The sequence below is a fragment of the Bradyrhizobium sp. SBR1B genome, assembly GCF_014198205.1.
GTDB lineage: Bacteria > Pseudomonadota > Alphaproteobacteria > Rhizobiales > Xanthobacteraceae > Bradyrhizobium.
Genome location: NZ_JACIHC010000021.1, coordinates 124,748 through 141,024, shown reverse-complemented (window position 1 = coordinate 141,024; position 16,277 = coordinate 124,748). Strand labels below are relative to the sequence as shown.

Sequence of the window (16,277 nt, the reverse complement as noted above, 5' to 3'; positions counted from 1 at the left end):
GTCGTATCCACTGAGCGTGACGTTGCTGCCACTGACGTTGATTATGTGGTTTGCGCTGTCCACCGACACCCCAGCCATTGAGATCGTCGACGGCGTCTTGAGGATGGTCCCACTCGCATAACCAACAGCGTAGTCGACGCCCGCAACATTCCAGGTCGGCCGGACCGAATACCCGCTCAGCAAGTTTGGCAGCTGCGGTGTGTTGGCAGGTGCATTGGCCAATCCGTCGCCGGGTGTCACGACCGAAATGCGGGGCGTCGTCAGCGGTTGGAGCGTGTTCGCATCACCTGCAACACTCGCCGAAATGGACGACATCAACGCGATGACGATCAGCCGATAACGACAATCGGGCATGGGCATGCTCCTCAATGCGACCGAAAACCAGGCAGGATGATTGTGATGCTGCATGGACCCTTGGAACTTGCACGACTCCTGATCAAGATTGAGCGCCCGTCTTCCGAGGAACCGATGGCTTTCCACGCGGATCTCCTCATTAGCCATAGAGGCGACGCGCCAGTTGCATATTATCAGGAACTCACATAATAATAAATTATTAAACATGCTTTTAAATGGATAATGTGTAAGGCGACATTGAGGACGAAATGGACCTGGCACGCGCGCAGAACCCCTCGATTTCCGTCATCATCCCCCATCTGGATCAGGTGGATGGCCTTTCGGCATGCCTGAGTTCTCTCCAGGCTCAAACCTTGGACAGCTCGCTGTTTGAAGTCATTGTCGTCGATAATGGCTCAACTTGTCGTCCCGAAGCCGTCACTGCACTGTTTTCCGGGGTGCGCTTGTTGTACGAACTGGAGCCCGGGCCGGGTCCGGCTCGAAACCTCGGCGTAAAACATGCCGCCGGCGACATTTTTTGTTTCATTGATGCCGACTGCCGTGCTCATCCACACTGGCTTTCCGCTATTCTCGATGCCTTTAGTCGCCTTCCCAGAGGTACTATCCTCGGAGGCGATGTACAGATCTGGCGTCAAAATCCCGAAAAGTGGGGAGCAATCGAAGCTTACGAAAGCATTTTTGGATATCGGCAAAAGTTGCACGTGGAATACTATGGCTTTTCCGGCAGTGGCAATCTGGCCGTACGCTCCGAAGATTTTCATAAAGTGGGTCCGTTTGGGGGGATTTTATTGGCTGAGGACAAAGATTGGGGGGCCCGAGCGCGGGCCCGCGGTCTCGTCTTCAGGTATATTCCACAGATGATCGTATTTCATCCGGCACGTCCGTCGCTTCGTCTGTTGTGTGTTCAATGGGACCGTCTGATCCAACACACACTTACTGCAACGCGCCAGCATAAGAGCTGGCGACTACTCTGGCTCGGCCGTGCGGTCGCGGTTTTCGGCTCGCCCCTCTTCGATATTGGCGAAATTCTAACCTCCGATCGAATTGATGGGTTTCTCGCTCGGGTTCGGGCCTTCGGAATACTTATTGTAATTCGCTGGTATCGTGCGTGGAGGATGCTAACTCTTCTGGCATGGTCAAACCGAGGAGTTGTGTGGAATCGCAATACCCCTGTAAGCGTAGCCAAAGAATAGGTTTCTGCATGCCTTGCGTCGACGCCTGCAGCTGGCGGCAACCTTTCCTGTACTCAGTTTGGACGGATTGATCGCTCAAGGGCGCGATCTAGCAGATTTGACCACTGATCGCCTATCATCACGACTTGGCGCTCAACGAAAGCAGATCCCCATCAGCAATGCCTAGCGTCATATTCTGCCAGTGAAGCCCTAATTCCAACGCACAGGTTCAAGAACAGCCACGTTGCCCCCCAAAAATGAACCGTCAGCCCAACCAAAGCAATGGTTACGACGGATAAGCTAAGCCCCGTTTGCACATTGTGCGCCCCGGGAGTCGGCGTCTTCTTCAATAATGGGGAGAACATTGTCATGATCAGTAGGATGACCGCCGGAACTCCATAGCGAAGCGCCTCGAGCAACCAAAGGCTGTCGACACTCCGCAGGAAGATCCTCTCGTCTACCGAATGGCCGAGTTCTACTAAGCCGTGACCTGTGAATGGAGAATGGCCGATAATTGGCAGGGCGGCACTCCAGGTCTCGATTCGAAAAAATCCAGTCTGCGGATCCAGTGTAAAGTGTATCAGCATCCACTCTATGGGATGATCATGGACCACAGATATCATGATGATGATGCAAGCTAACGCACTCACCAGGGCTTTCCATCTCCAAGCATGGCGCTTCAGAACGTGGTCGTACAAGGAGACAGCCATAACGATACAGAAACCCAGCAATGGTCCTGATGACAACGACAACGCACATCCAAAAGCGCAGAGGCCGACATAAAAGACACGACGGATTCCGTTTTCCGAATAGAGAAAGATCGCAGCCGCGGCGACGCAAAATGTTCCGTAATGCTCCGCGCCATCAAATACAGAAGCCGCGCGCACCCAGCCGAAACGCTCTGCCCAGGAATTTGGTACTCCAAAACTATCCAGCGTGATGTAGCGCCCCGACATAATATCGAGCACCGCGAGCGCGATGAGCACAGGCGTGATCAATTTGAGCGACCGGATGAACACGAAAAAATTGGCAGGGCCGAAAACAAAAGCGCGCCCGACCAAATACGCGCCGAGGAGTTCGAGCGCTTCCGCGCCAACATACGGCCTAAACCCACCGCTTAACACCGACGATGCGAGCATCCAGATACTCAATGCAGTAGCAAAGAAATCGGATGCCACGACGTGTCGCCCGCGGCTCGCCAACAGTCCAACCGCCGGGACAATAAGTACGATCACAACGAGCCGACCTACGGTAACATTTAAGTCGCCGAGGGGAAGAAGGGTTGGAGGACAGAAGATTCCGACCAGAGCAGCCAAGATGATGAGAGTGTGCCGACGCTCGGGAGAAACCTCCACTCCCTGAATGGCTGGATTACTCGCGCTTCTGAATCTTGGTACGGGAACACTGGAGGTAGCCATGCTGGTCAACATAAGCTGCCGCCTGTAGAGAGCCGAGTTGGTGTTTTGGTGCTCAGCATCAATGTCGTTCGCCTTCGGCGATGCCCACCTCTGCGCGCGCACGGACATCTCATATGCGCGACCGCTTTCGAATGGCTTATAAACATTTCAGTTTGTACCCATAGCTACCGAACCAGTTCTGTCCGCAAAGCTTCGACGACCAGACGCATATTGTCCTCAGTCATCTGCGCGTAAATTGGCAGCAGGATCGCACGATCCTGCGCGAGTTCGGACTGGCGAAGATCATGGCGTTGCGCCGCCTTTGCGTAAGGCAGTTCGCGGTGCGAGCACATAATGCCACGTCGCGTCGCGATTCCCTTATCGAGCAGGTTCTGCATGACGGTTCGCTGATTAAGACGGTCCGGAAGACGGACGCAATAACTTTGCCAGTTGGACCTGGCCCACGCCGGTTCGGTTGGTAACCGCAGGCCTTCCAGATTGCCCAGTAGCTCGCCATATTTAGCGGCCACTGTTCGCCGGCGTCCGACCAATTCTGGAAGCCGCTCGAGCTGTCTGCGCCCAATTGCCGCCTGCATATCCGTCATTCGGAAATTGTAGCCCAGAACGACGTACTCTTCGATGATCACGCTCGTCGAGTTGTGTCGCACCGTGTCCGGAACGCTCATCCCGTGCTGACGTAGAAGCCTGAACTTGCGATCGAGCTCGGCATCGGAGGTGGTGAGCATTCCCCCCTCACCAGTCGTGATCACCTTTCGCGGATGAAATGAAAAGCAGGCAATGTCTCCATGCGGCTTGCCGATCGCCTGCCATTGCCCGTTCATGCAGATCTGCGATCCGGCGGCACAAGCAGCATCTTCGATCACAGCGATCCCGTGACGACGCGCCACGGCCATGAGCGTTGCCATGTCGCATGGCATGCCCATCTGATGCACCGCGATGATCGCGCGTGTGCGCTCGGTGATGGCATCAGCCAGCCGGGCGCAATCCAAGTTGTATGTCTCGGGCTCGATGTCGACGAAAACTGGAGTGGCGCCCTGATATCGGATCACGTTCGCCGTTGCGATGAAAGAATGGCTGACCGTGATCACCTCGTCGCCGCTGCCAATACCCAGCGCGGCCAAGGCAAGTTGCAGGGCGGTCGTGCAATTCGCGACGGCACAGGCGTGCGGAGCGCCGACAAGTGCGGCGAACTCGTCTTCGAACGCAGCCACCTGCGGACCCTGCGATACCCAGCCCGACAGCACCACGGCGCGCGCAGCGTCAGCTTCTTCGTCCGCAAGCAGCGGAGCTGCGATCGGGATCACGATGCCGCCACCTGCCGCTGACGATCCGAAGGGAGTTCGCGTTCTGATCGCCACCATTTCACGAGGTCGGCGAGCCCCTGCTCGAGCGAAACCGTGGTGCGGAACCCCAGCAGACGATCGGCCTTTCCTGTCGATGCCAGCCGTCTCGGCACCGGATTGACCGAGCGCTCAGGCGCAAATTCGGGAGTCAGTCCGCGGCGTCCCATCACCGAGGCAAGCACCGTAGCCAGTTGCGTCAGGCTGGTCTCAGTACCGCTCCCGACGTTGAAGACCTCGTCGGTAATCTTCGCCCTGGCCGCAAGGATGTTGGCGCGCGCGACGTCACGGACGTGAACGAAATCCATCGTCTGACGGCCATCACCAAAGATAACGGGAGGTAACCCGGCCTCAAGCCGCTCCATCCAGCGGATCAGGACCTCGGTGTACCGTCCGTGGATGTCCATCCGGCTGCCATAGACGTTGAAATATCGGAATGCCACGTAGTCGAGGCCGCATGCGTCGTTGAAGGCCCGCAGCAGCCCTTCGTTGAACGCCTTGGCCGCCCCATATAGCGTCCGGTTGTTGTACGGATTTTGCCGCTCGGTTGTCGGAAACTCCTCGGCCATGCCATATACGGACGCCGAGGAGGCTGCGATGACCTTCTCGATGTCGTGCTTGATGCACAGCTCCAGGAGGTCGTAGGTGGCGTCGACCATGACCTCCTTGGCCAGGCGCGGCTCCGCCGCGCAATGAGTGATGCGGAGTGCGGCCTGGTGAAACACGATGTCGGCAGCCTTCACCAAGGCTTCCATCAACTTGCGATCGCGTATGTCGCCGTGAACCAGTCTCACCGGTCCACGACCGAGCGCACGCCGGAGATTTTCGGGGCGGCCTCTGACCATGTTGTCGAGCGCAACGATCTCGATGCACCCCTCATCGCAGAGCTGATCGACGATGTGGGAGCCGATGAAACCTGCCCCGCCAGTGATCAGAACGCGCTTTCCCTTGAGCTCAATCAAGACGCCCTCCTGTTGCAGGACCTTGTTGTGAAGCTTTGTGATTGCTGCGCGCGGTTGCTGGCGGCTTCGCTGGGCCGCAATGCTCCGGCGTTCCTCAACGTGGAGACAACTTCGCTCGCCCGGTCCGGCAGCAGCTCCGGATAAATGGGAAGGGAGAGAAAGTCGTTCGCAAGCATCTCGGTTACCGGCAGATCATCGGCCCGATAACCGAGTTCGGCATAGGCCTTCTGCAGGTGCACCGGAATGGGATAGTGAATCCCTGCACCGATGCCGGCCTCCCGCAACAATGTGAGCGCGTCGTCGCGACGCTGCAATCTGATCGAATAGACATGATAAACGTGGCGGGAGTACGAGGGCGGTCGCGGACGGGCGAATGGGAGCTCAGAAAGCAGCTCGTTGTATCGTTCTGCGATCGATCGGCGGGCCTCGGTCCAGCCTTCGATGTAGTCCAGCTTGACATTCAGTATCGCGCTCTGGATCTCATCCATGCGATAATTGTATCCGGGAATGACGTGGTCGTATTTTGTCTCCTGCCCCCAGTCCCGCAGCAGTGACACGCGGTGCGCAAATTCAGGCCGATCTGTTACGACGGCCCCACCCTCGCCGAACGCCCCCAGATTTTTGCCTGGGTAAAAGCTGAAGCACCCCAGATCTCCGATCGAACCTGCGCGGCGCCCCCGGTATTCCGCGCCGTGCGCCTGCGCGGCGTCCTCAATGACGACCAAACCGTAACGTTGCGCAATCGACATGATGGGATCCATGTCGGCCATCAATCCATGGAGGTGAACCGGCACAATCGCTCTGGTTCGAGGTGTGATTGCAGCCTCGATCAGACCGGGATCCATCGTCCACGTGACCGGGTCAACGTCGACAAAAACCGGCTTGGCGCCGCTGTAGAGTATCGCCGCGGTTGTCGCCACGAAGGTCATAGACACCGTGATGACTTCATCGCCCGGCCCGACGCCCGCCGCCAACAGCGCAAGGTGGAGCGCAGAGGTGCCACTATTCACGGTGAGGCAACGCGCAGTCCGGCAATATTCCGCAAAACGCCCCTCGAACGCCGCCACCTCCGGCCCGAGCACAAAATGCCCGCTGCTGACGACCCGTGCCACTGCGGCGTCGATTTCCGGCTTGATTTGACAGTATTGGGCTTTCAGATCCAGGAAGGGTATCAAGATTGAACACCTTGGGATGGGCCGAAATGTACTGATTATTTAAATCTCATATTTAAATTTAATCAAGCATTAAATTTAGATAGAATATATATTAACGCCAATGCATTTTCGCGCGCCTCAGCGACCGCTCCCGACCCTGTCGTCGACTCCGGACAGAACCCGAGCGGGCACACCGGCGACGATGGCGCCGGGCGGAATGTCCTTTGTCACCACCGCACCCGCGCCTACGCAGGCACTCGCACCGATCGTCACACCACACAGAATTGTGGCATTCGAGCCGATCGAGGCTCCCCTGCCGACATGGGTACGCTGCAGCGTCCAGTCCGACGCTTGCTGAGGACGACCATCCGCAGTTGTGGCCTTCGGAAATTTGTCGTTCGTGAACATCACGCCATGACCGACGAACACTTCGTCCTCGATCGTAACGCCCTCGCAAATGAAACTGTGCGAGGATATCTTGCAGCGCGCACCGATCTTCGCCCCCGCCTGGACTTCGACGAACGTGCCGATCCTGGTCTCGTCGCCCACGACGCAACCATAGAGGTTGACCAGTTCCGGATGAAATATCTTGACGTCTCTGCCAAGTTTTACATCCTCCGTAATGGGCATCTCTGTCTCCAAAATCGCCTAATGCCTTACAGGGCCGAGCGCGATGGCCTCAGTTTTGGCGCAACGCGGGCCAGACCAGCTGCAAAAAACTGAAAATGACGAAGCAGCGGATGGCCAGTCAGTAGCAACGCAAGCGACCAGCAAAGCGCGGCAGCCAAAAATGCCGAGACCAGACCGGCAAGGGATGTCAATATTCCTGCTTCCGTTAGCGCCGCACAGCCAGCGACTCCGAGCGCGGTTGCAGCCGTGACGAAACTACTCTTCCTCAGCGCGCGAGCAAGATCCATTGGCCTGAGGCCTAGATGCCGCCCGACGAAGGAGATCGCGACTGCAGCCTGGAACGGTAAGGTAAAAAGGGCAGATGCAGCGACAGCTTGCACATTGAAGAAGGATGCGCACAAAACTACGAGAAGCGACGGCGGTAGAGCAATTAAAGAGGAGATCAACGCGTTGCGCACGCTTCCAACAGCTACAAGAACCGGATAACTCAAGCATCCCGCAAAAAGCGCCGTGTTCGCGATGCAGAGCAGTTGCACCAGAGGCACGACCTCCAGCCAAGTCTCGCCTAGCCAGACCGAGATGATCGGACGTGCCATGATCGCCACGAATAACAGGAGTGGCCATTGCGCGACCGAAAGTAGCTCGATAGCTTCGAGGTACACCGTCTTCAAGTCTTCCCCGGCTTGGCGCCTGGCCACTATCGCCGGCAGGATGACGGGGTTCAATACCTCCGCAACTAACCTGTCAAATACCTGAGTCAGGTTGATCGCGCGGCTGTACAGACCCACCGACGAAAAATCGAGAATTCTCGCGATGAACAGTTGAGGCGCGAGATTGTAGAACGTATTCATGACACTCACCCCGCTGGAATAGAGGCCAAAGCCGACGACCTCACGGTATTCCAGCAGGGACGGGCGCAGTGCACCGAAGTCTCGATGTCTGACCAGTAGCATGATAGCCAGGATGATGTTCCCTGCGACGCCGCCCCATATGGGGGCCATGTAGCTGAAGCCCGCCAGCCCAAGCGCGATCGAAACCACGGCGATCGTTGCATTGGCGATGAGCCTGCAAACGGCGAGCGCGCCGAATTTCATGTCTCGACGCAACAGAGCGGATATGGTCCCCGAGAAGGGGAACAGCAGAAAATTCAACGCGGAAACCTCGATGCCTCTCTTCAAGCCATCCAGCGCGAGCAATTGCGATAGCGGCCCGGCCAAGAGGAAGAGGAGAACAGCAATGGCAGCCGAGATTCCGAATGTCACCGTGAAAGCCGAGCGAACGTCTGAACGGGACAGTTCGGGCTTTTGAATCAGATAGTTCGCCCCCCCGAACTCCTGAAAGGATGCTCCAATAACCGCCGTGACGGCACTGACGAAGGCATAGACTCCAAACTCCCCTGGTGACAGCAAGCGCGAGAGAACCGCGGTCGCTATAAAGAACAACACAACGTTGCCATAACGGTCGGCTGCTGAAAACAAAACGGAGCGCTGTACTGAAGTCATTTTTGTTCCGACGCACAATTGCTGGCTTTTGGACTCATGCTTGCTGTTCCGCTTCCTCGACGCCACCCGAGACGCGGGCGCTGAACACTCTTCGGAAACGCCCGAACTTACCTAAAACGACGAAAATTGTTGAGTTCGGTCTTCTTTCGCCGGCCTTGGCCTCCGACCGCCTTGCCCGCCACCTTCAGCACCGGCGGCCCTCACTTTGAGTTCTTTATGAGTACGTCCTATGGCAGAGCAGACTGATAACGTCGCGGTTCAGCCGGCAAGCGCCCTTGCCTTCCCAAGAGAACTCAAGCGAACGGGATTGCCTTGCGCCACAATAGAGCGAGAAGCTGCCTCCAAGATCTGAACTACCTGCAATCCGGTAGTTCCGCTGGTTATGGGACTGCTTCCGCCATGGATGCTATCGATGAAATGCTGCGCTTCGATACTGAGTGCCTCGCTTGCACCCAGATGTGGCGCCCACATGTCACCAGCTCGGTAGCCGATCCGAAGCTGGTGCGCAGCTTGCGCTGACCTGTCAACCGTGATCCCCTTGTCATACACCTTGATTTTTTCGGTGGGTTCGAGATCATCGTACACGATCATCTTGCGGCTGCCGCCAATGAATATCTGCCTGACTTTAATTGGAGAAAGCCAATTGACATTAATGTGCGCCACACAGCTGTTTTCGAAAAATAGCGTCACATGGGCCATGTTCTCCGGCGTCCCACGAACGTGCGTCGCCCCCGTAGCCGAAACAGCGACTGGCGCCTCCTTCAAGATGTGTTGAATGATGGACACGTCGTGAACGGCGAGATCCCAGATGACGTTGACGTCATCCTGGAAGAGACCAAGGCTTGCCCGATTGCTGTTGTAATACAGGATCTCCCCCAACGTGTCTTCGCAAATGAGCTGCCGGATCTTCTGCACAGCCGGCGTGTAGACGAACGTGTGATCAACCATAAGGATGAGATTGCGCCGCTGCGCTTCCTCGATGAGTCGACCGACTTGGTCCGAGGTCCGCGCCAGCGGTTTTTCGACCAACACGTGCTTTCCACCTCTGAGCGCCGCCATAGCAATCTCGAAATGGGTATGCGCCGGAGTTGCAATAGCGACGGCATCGATGCCCGGGCTCTCGATGACGTCACGAACTCTGGTCGTGGTCGTCGCAGCCGGGTGCAGGCGCGCGCATGATGCGAGCCTTGAAGGCTGGAGATCACTAACAGCTACAAGCTCACAGCCGTCAGTGTTCGCAAAGTTGCGCACCAGATTGGGCCCCCAATAGCCGTATCCTACGACCGCGACCCTGATTAATCGCCTTGACATCTTTCGCCTGCCCTATCGTTAATGCTGGACGAAGTTGCGCACGTCTCCGCCCGTATTAATAACATTAAATTAAACGATGTATTAAAAGCGTCTTTATAGCAAGAAGAAATTAAATTCATTCAGCTCCGATTTAGTGCCGACTTCGAGAACTGAAAGCGCGCACCGCCCCGATCAAGCGAGATATGGGTGCGAGAGGCTGGGCTGGGTCCCGCGGCGTCATTCAACCACGCTGTCTTACGCGCCCGGCATTTTCAGTGGACGCAGCAGTTACGGCTGCCTCCGTCCACCCATGTTTCCAGCGCCACCGGTTTCGCCACACCTCATACCACTCGAGGGCATTTTTTCGATAGTCCGCTTTCCGCAAAAGGGTTGCGGCCGCTTCATAGGTTAGCCAACGTGTTAAGGGCATCAGCAAATATAACTGCCTCCCCATTATTCGGGAAAGAGACGACCAATGTCGATCCATCAGAGTCACGCGACCGGCCAGCATTTGAATTCGGAACTCGCTTTTCTGAGAATACGAAGCCCCACCGTAATGTATGATTGTTGCAGTGGGAGTCATCTGCGGTCGCGCACCAAGTTTTCGCGCCCGAATGCATAGATCGGCCTCCTCCGCGTACATGAAGAAAACTGGGTCGAAGCCGCCAAGCTCCTGCCAGAGAGTTCGATCGATCAGGAAGAAACAACCTGATACTATGTCAACCGAGCGAACCGAATCACGTTTCCAACGAGGATAACCTTCTGGGTTAAAAAGCATGCTGCCCTTAAGCATGTTCAATCCAACAGCCCAACAAAAGACACTCCACAGCGTCGCACACTTCCAGCATGATGCTGGGTTCAGCGATCCATCGGCGAAGATTGTTCGCCCGCCCCATATGCGAGACTCAGGAGTTGTGTTGGCAAAATCATTCAGACGATCGATCGCGCGGTCCAGGACCACAGTATCCGGATTGATGAGCAATAGCCTGCGACCCCGCGCAATTCTTGCTGCGATATTGTTGGCCTTCCCGAAACCAACATTCTCCGCCGAGGTAATAAGCTTGACTGCCGGAAACCGTTCTCGGATCGCTTCAGAAGAGCCATCAGTTGACGCACTATCAAACACTATCAATTCGTATTTCACGTGAGTAGTTTGCTCAAATATGGAACGGATACATTCAATCGTCATCTGGCGAGTGTTGTGCGTGACGACAATAACGCTGACATCCATTGCAAGCTCCAGGTAGGACAAAAGCGTTCTCTCCAGCTAAGCGGACCAAGAACAGACAACGCTGTAGTGGAGCGCGCATCGCCGCTGATCCCGCGACGGCCCCAATAAACGTGAGAGAAAGTTCGGCATGCGGAACAGGACCAATGTATGCGTAACTTCTTCCGGAGCGACTGCTCCAGCCGCATCAGCAAACGGGCGCCGTACCCGTCGGATTTGGGCGGCGAGTGCCTCCGTTAGTGACTGACTCAGGGAATGAAGCCTGAGAAAGCAGGCGCTCTCGAGCAGCTGCCCGCTTCAGAACCTCGGCGTGACGCTGGAGACAAACGTCCGCGGAGAACCGCATCGTGGATTCCACGCGCAAGTCATCGCGCGCCCTGCGCCAGCGGTTGCGATCCGCATAGATGGCGCATAGAGCTTCAACCAGCGCGTTATGATTCACATGTCGCTCAAACCGCGCTCGCGATATCCTGTGCCAATCCACTGCCTCTGGATCACCCAACGGATTTCCGACAACAAATCCTCGGCTTCCGTTTTCGCCCACCTGCTCCCGCGCGCCACCCACCTCGCTCATGACGACCGGAAGTCCAGCAAAGAGCGCCTCCATCGAGGCCAAGGACCAACCTTCAAAGAAAGAGTCCAGGACGAACGCGTCTGCTGCTGCCAATACGGTCGCCGCATCAGGACAGTTTCCACGCAAGTGTATCCGGCTAGCGCTCGGTACCGCATCGCGGAGTCGTCGCACCTGCTCGAAGTAACTTATGTCGTCGACACGACCCGCAACCAAGAGATGCGCGCCGGGGCAGGCGAGCGCGACATCGGAAAAGGCCCTAACCAGCCCGAACGTGTTTTTCTGCATGTCATATCTCGCAAGCGAGACGAAGAGGAACTCGTCACGCAAACCTAGCCATTCGCGGGCTCGCGTTCGATCACGAAAACTGATATGCTGAGTGTCGACGCCATTGGGGATGGTAATGATACGGTCGGATGGATAGCGCGGGTTTGCCTTCATATACTGCCGCCGGACCAGTTCGCTCACACCGACGAAACCGGTGATCTTCTCGCTTCGCAACTGCTCGCCTGGCCACGTCTCACGATTGAAGAACGAGTGAGCGCCATGCAACGTCTCAATGATCGGAATGTCGTCTTCAGCAGCCTGGGCGACCAACCAGTCGGGTGCCCCGTGCATGCTAATGACATCCGGGCGGTTCGCCTTAAACCATCGTTGGCCGTCATGGGCTGAGAGTTCGACGACCTGGACACCGTCGAGCTGCAGCGCATCGCCCGTTCCGCTGTGGCGACGCTCACCAGTGACAGTGTGCACAACTGTAGTTTCGATGCCGTGTAACGGCAGGCCTCGAGCCAGAAGAGCTGCGACTCTATCTAGTCCTCCGACATCGAGGAATGGTGTTGCGACAACGCAGCGTAAGACGGGACTCGTGCATGCGCGCATCGGGCCCGCCCTCGGGTCGTTAGGAGCACACGGAGCCGTTGGCTCAAGCGTCGGGAGCGCCATCGAGCAGTCCCTTCCGGCTCCAGAAATAAGAGGACGCGACCATTCGTCCGAGCGCACGGGTCTCGTGCGTTCAGTTGCCCTGGCAAGGAGAGGACGCACAGCAGCCCTAATAGCTGCGGGGACGGGCCAACTGTGGCGCTGTGCCCACAGAGAGATCTCAAGCATCAAGCCTCGGCACCAAATCAGCAACCTAATCATCTTTGGTTCCGTCCCTGTGATCCGCGTCGGGACGGGAACCAAGCGGAGGTAGGTGAACGCGAATCGGCACTCCGACGCGTCCAACCGGACCAAGCTACATTCTCGCTTGTTTCAACGTCTTCCGACATCGGGACTCGTTTCATCGCATCGTTCATTCTCGGGTGAACTCTCGCCGTACCAGAAGCTAGCTACGCGCAATCAGCCTCCCGTCGCTTCTTTGATGACCGATATTGCCCACTTGCAGCCCACGGGTCGGGGAATTGACAAGAACTTCCATACTGGCTGCAGTAGGGTCCCATCGGCCATCGATGTGGATCTGGCTTCCTGCAGCACAAGCAGAGTCCTGGATCAGCAGGATACCATGGCGCTTGGCGAGGGACACCAGTGCCCTCAGATCGCACGGCATGCCCATCTGGACGGCGAGTATCGCACGCGTGCGCGGCGTGATGGCTTCAGCCGCGCATGCCGGATCAATATTATAGGTCTCCGGATCAATATCGACCAAAACCGGCGTGGCACCGCAGCATCTGATTGAGTTTGCCGTCGCGATGAAGGAGTGACTGGTGGTAATCACCTCGTCGCCGGGCCCGACATTCACGGTCATCAAAGCGAGGTGCAGAGCGGTCGTGCAGTTTGAGACCGCGCACGCGTGAGGCGCGCCGACCACGGCTGCAAACTCGCGCTCGAGCACTGCGACCTGCGGTCCTCGCGAAACCCAGCCGGACAGTACAGCCTCGCGTGCCGCATTGGCCTCGCCCTCACCAAGCAGCGGCAGCGCAATCGGAATATCGATTTCCGATTTGATCTGTTGTTGAGCGGTCGAACCGTGGAAAGGACTCAAGGTGATAGCCTCTTGGGTCGGAGTAACCACTTTAGCATTTAAATCACATCAAACAACGCAAATAAATGTTTTAATTAAGCGGGCGCTCGGTCATTAGCTCCGCACGTTCGTTGCGGCTGCCTTAGTTTGCTGCTGTTATGCTGCTGCAATCCTTTCGAGATGTCCTAGCCTGCTACGGTTTACATTCCCGTGAACCGCCACAGCCGCCAACCCAATTTTCCGCTGAACATCCGGACTTGCTCACGACCCAGGAAAATGGGATTGCGCCGGGCGCTTTCGATTCCGGCTTTTCGTCGTCGTTCGAGGGCGGCCCATTCTCGCGATTCAGCCACTTCCGGATCGAGCCGCAAGGCAAACGACTTGTATGAGTCTATGCGGCCGGATCCTCCCGGATCCGACATGAAATCAGCGATTGCAAAATGAAGGGCGTGCCGCGCAAGTGTTTGATAAACTATTCTGCGCAGGTCCAAATTCTGGGCCGCGGACAGCGCCGCGTCGAACGCCCTCTTCGTCTCCTCCAGATTGATCAGTGTCGTGCCATACTGGACCCTGCTCATGTTCGAGCCGTGAAGCCGGTAAAACATCTGATCCACACCACCGACGATGCCGACGTCCGATACCAGCGCCGCGCGGAGCCACCACTCCAGATCACCACTATGAGGAAGATCTTTTCGGTAACCTCCTATTTCCTCGAGCACACTGCGCCTGATCAGCGCATCACTGGATCGGATGACGTTGCCCCCCCGCCGGCACAAAGCAGACACCCATTGCTTACCGTCCCACACCGTCCAGCGCCTCGCCTCGGTGCGCGCCGGCGGCAAAATCGAGGTGAACGGCACCGACCAACCATAGGCAAAACCGACTGTCGGATGCATTTCCATAAGCGTCGCCGCGCGAGCCAATGCGCCAGGAGTCAGAACATCGTCGGCTGAGAGAAGGAAAACATATGTTCCTGTGGCTTGAGCCAATCCGATATTATAGGTCTCGATATGTCCCTTGTTTCGGCTGTTGCGAATGAGCTTCACCCTTGAATCGGCGTCCGTGAAGCGACGCGCAATTTGGCTGCTTTGGTCAGTAGACGCGTCATCCACGACGATAATGTCGACGTCGACGCCTTCCTGGGTCAGGATACTCTTTAGGCAATCGGGTAGGAAGCGGCCATAGTTGTAGCACGGCACAACAACCGAGACTCGAGCCGGCGCAGACTCCACGTGCAAAGGCCGCAGAATGCGCGGCGAACCTCTGCGCGAGGCAACTAGTTTCTGAAGTACCAGATCAAGCATCGAGGCGCGCGCCAATGTCCCTCCTGCTCAGACTCCTATGTCGGTACGGCCGCTGAACGCATATTTTCCGCGAGGGACATCGTCCGGGCGGGCCCCCCCAGCAGGCACGAACTGTCGAACGTTATATACCGCCAACTCACATGCCCCCTCCTACGGGTGCTCTATTCTCGACGCGAGCATGTCCCGTCTCGATAAATGTCCGAATGGTGTCGATCAGATGCGATGGTGCTTCTGCGCTAAGTCGTTCAGCCGCGGTAATGAACTCGAGCTGATCCAGCTTATCGACCAACTCCTGTTCGTCGAACGCAACTATAATGCGGCCTTGTTCAGCGAACCTTCTAGCCGTTGCGACCTGATGGTCGTTCCGGTGCTCGCCTAAGCTCGCTCGGCGAGGCATAACTATGATCCGTTTTCCCAGTTCGAGAGCCGTAATTATCGAGCCCATGCCGGCATGTGCTACGACAAGGCTTGCCGATTCCACGCATTGCCGAAACTCGGCAGGATCAACAAACGGTTTAGCACGGATGTGCGCGGCATAGTACTCTGATGGGCCGGTCTGAGCGAAGACATCTGTCCTTCCATGCACATCCGCCCAACCGTCAATCGTCCGAATCAAGCGGTCAAACTGTCCCTGCGTCCCAACCGTCACGAAGATCATAAGACGGAGCCTCCGTAGTATGGGCCTTCGGGCCGCGCCAAGTGGGGCCACTGAGTTAGCCAGAGGTCAGCGCAGTGGCCAATTCTAAATCCCGACATTGAAAGCTCTTCGACATTCGCGACGCTGTCGAGCCAGATGGTTCGAGCACCCATCATTCGTCCGAGCCGGAGCGCTAGGTATCCTGGAGCGGCGCCCGTCGAAATCACGACATCCGGCCTCTCACTCCAAATGATCCGGGCAAGGCTCTGCGCGGCTTTTACAAGCCTGATCTTCGTCCAGCGATTCGCATCATTGACCACATAGAATTTATGATCAGGCACCTGCGTGCGATACGACTCGTGGACGGTAACGAAAACGACTTCACAGCCTTCGAATGCTTCCTTGATGCGCAAGAGCTGTACCCAGTGTCCCCCGCCCGAAGAGACCGCCAGCAATTTTGGACGATTGCCAGACCGCGCTAGCGAGCGCCTCTCGTCATTGTGCAGCACGATACTTCGAAGCATGCGCTGGTTCCTTCTCCCGCACTTCGGAACTACTCCGAAGCCAATCGAATAGAACTAAAAACATCATTCCAGCCGTTATATTGATTTTTATATTAAATCTACTATAGCGTCAATTTAAATGTTTAAATTATTTAAAAATAGGAGCATGGTGCATGGCGGACGTCGGTTTATGAGGTGTACTTTGATGCTTTGTTGCCTCCGAGGGGAATTGAATTACAAGACATCTCG

At 56.6% G+C, this 16,277-nt stretch carries 14 protein-coding genes and 1 pseudogene; 1 reads left to right on the top strand and 14 read right to left on the bottom strand.

The features are described from left to right. A partial coding sequence (locus GGD61_RS34660) for a hypothetical protein (RefSeq protein WP_183231960.1) occupies positions 1-480 on the bottom strand: 480 nt, incomplete at its 3' end. 122 nt (positions 481-602) lie between these two features. Here GGD61_RS34660 and GGD61_RS34655 point away from each other — a divergent pair. After that, positions 603-1,547 carry a glycosyltransferase family 2 protein gene (locus GGD61_RS34655; RefSeq protein ID WP_183231959.1) on the top strand — a complete coding sequence of 315 codons (945 nt, stop codon included), beginning with the start codon at positions 603-605 and terminating at the stop codon, positions 1,545-1,547. 152 nt (positions 1,548-1,699) lie between these two features. On the opposite strand, the gene GGD61_RS34650 is transcribed toward GGD61_RS34655, so the two are convergent. The 13 genes and pseudogenes from GGD61_RS34650 to GGD61_RS34590 all read right to left on the bottom strand — a co-directional run bounded on the left by GGD61_RS34650 (position 1,700) and on the right by GGD61_RS34590 (position 16,049). Then, positions 1,700-2,704, bottom strand: a complete 1,005-nt coding sequence (locus tag GGD61_RS34650) for an O-antigen ligase (protein ID WP_183231958.1) — start codon at positions 2,702-2,704, stop codon at positions 1,700-1,702. A gap of 404 nt (positions 2,705-3,108) precedes the next feature. Next, complete coding sequence (locus GGD61_RS34645) at positions 3,109-4,305, bottom strand: DegT/DnrJ/EryC1/StrS aminotransferase family protein (RefSeq protein WP_183231957.1); 1,197 nt, start codon at positions 4,303-4,305, stop codon at positions 3,109-3,111. Further along, a complete protein-coding gene (locus GGD61_RS34640; protein WP_183231956.1) occupies positions 4,245-5,246 on the bottom strand; it encodes an NAD-dependent epimerase/dehydratase family protein in 1,002 nt (333 codons plus the stop codon). The genes GGD61_RS34645 and GGD61_RS34640 overlap by 61 nt, the downstream gene beginning before the upstream one ends. Further along, entirely contained in the window at positions 5,243-6,421 is a 1,179-nt protein-coding gene (locus tag GGD61_RS34635; protein ID WP_210311295.1) for a DegT/DnrJ/EryC1/StrS aminotransferase family protein, read from the bottom strand. The genes GGD61_RS34640 and GGD61_RS34635 overlap by 4 nt, the downstream gene beginning before the upstream one ends. 117 nt (positions 6,422-6,538) lie before the next feature. Continuing rightward, positions 6,539-7,030, bottom strand: coding sequence for an acyltransferase (locus GGD61_RS34630; protein WP_183231955.1), 492 nt, complete (start codon positions 7,028-7,030; stop codon positions 6,539-6,541). 26 nt (positions 7,031-7,056) lie between these two features. Beyond that, the gene (locus GGD61_RS34625; RefSeq protein WP_183231954.1) at positions 7,057-8,532 is read right to left on the bottom strand and encodes an oligosaccharide flippase family protein; all 1,476 of its coding nucleotides are present in this window, start codon (positions 8,530-8,532) and stop codon (positions 7,057-7,059) included. Positions 8,533-8,790: 258 nt separating this feature from the next. Then, on the bottom strand, positions 8,791-9,843 hold the full coding sequence (locus tag GGD61_RS34620) for a Gfo/Idh/MocA family protein (protein ID WP_183231953.1): 1,053 nt from the start codon (positions 9,841-9,843) through the stop codon (positions 8,791-8,793). 220 nt (positions 9,844-10,063) lie between these two features. Then, positions 10,064-11,053 carry a glycosyltransferase family 2 protein gene (locus GGD61_RS34615; RefSeq protein WP_183231952.1) on the bottom strand — a complete coding sequence of 330 codons (990 nt, stop codon included), beginning with the start codon at positions 11,051-11,053 and terminating at the stop codon, positions 10,064-10,066. A 184-nt stretch (positions 11,054-11,237) separates the two neighbouring features. Then, positions 11,238-12,503 carry a glycosyltransferase gene (locus GGD61_RS34610; protein ID WP_183231951.1) on the bottom strand — a complete coding sequence of 422 codons (1,266 nt, stop codon included), beginning with the start codon at positions 12,501-12,503 and terminating at the stop codon, positions 11,238-11,240. 553 nt (positions 12,504-13,056) lie between these two features. Beyond that, positions 13,057-13,569, bottom strand: a pseudogene (locus GGD61_RS34605) (DegT/DnrJ/EryC1/StrS family aminotransferase); the annotation flags it as partial. Positions 13,570-13,784: 215 nt separating this feature from the next. Next, positions 13,785-14,903, bottom strand: a complete 1,119-nt coding sequence (locus tag GGD61_RS34600) for a glycosyltransferase (RefSeq protein ID WP_183231950.1) — start codon at positions 14,901-14,903, stop codon at positions 13,785-13,787. A gap of 121 nt (positions 14,904-15,024) precedes the next feature. Further along, positions 15,025-15,546: a glycosyltransferase gene (locus GGD61_RS34595; RefSeq protein WP_183231949.1), complete on the bottom strand. Its 522-nt coding sequence runs from the start codon at positions 15,544-15,546 to the stop codon at positions 15,025-15,027. Beyond that, positions 15,543-16,049: a UDP-N-acetylglucosamine--LPS N-acetylglucosamine transferase gene (locus GGD61_RS34590; protein WP_183231948.1), complete on the bottom strand. Its 507-nt coding sequence runs from the start codon at positions 16,047-16,049 to the stop codon at positions 15,543-15,545. The genes GGD61_RS34595 and GGD61_RS34590 overlap by 4 nt, the downstream gene beginning before the upstream one ends. Positions 16,050-16,277: the final 228 nt, after the last annotated feature.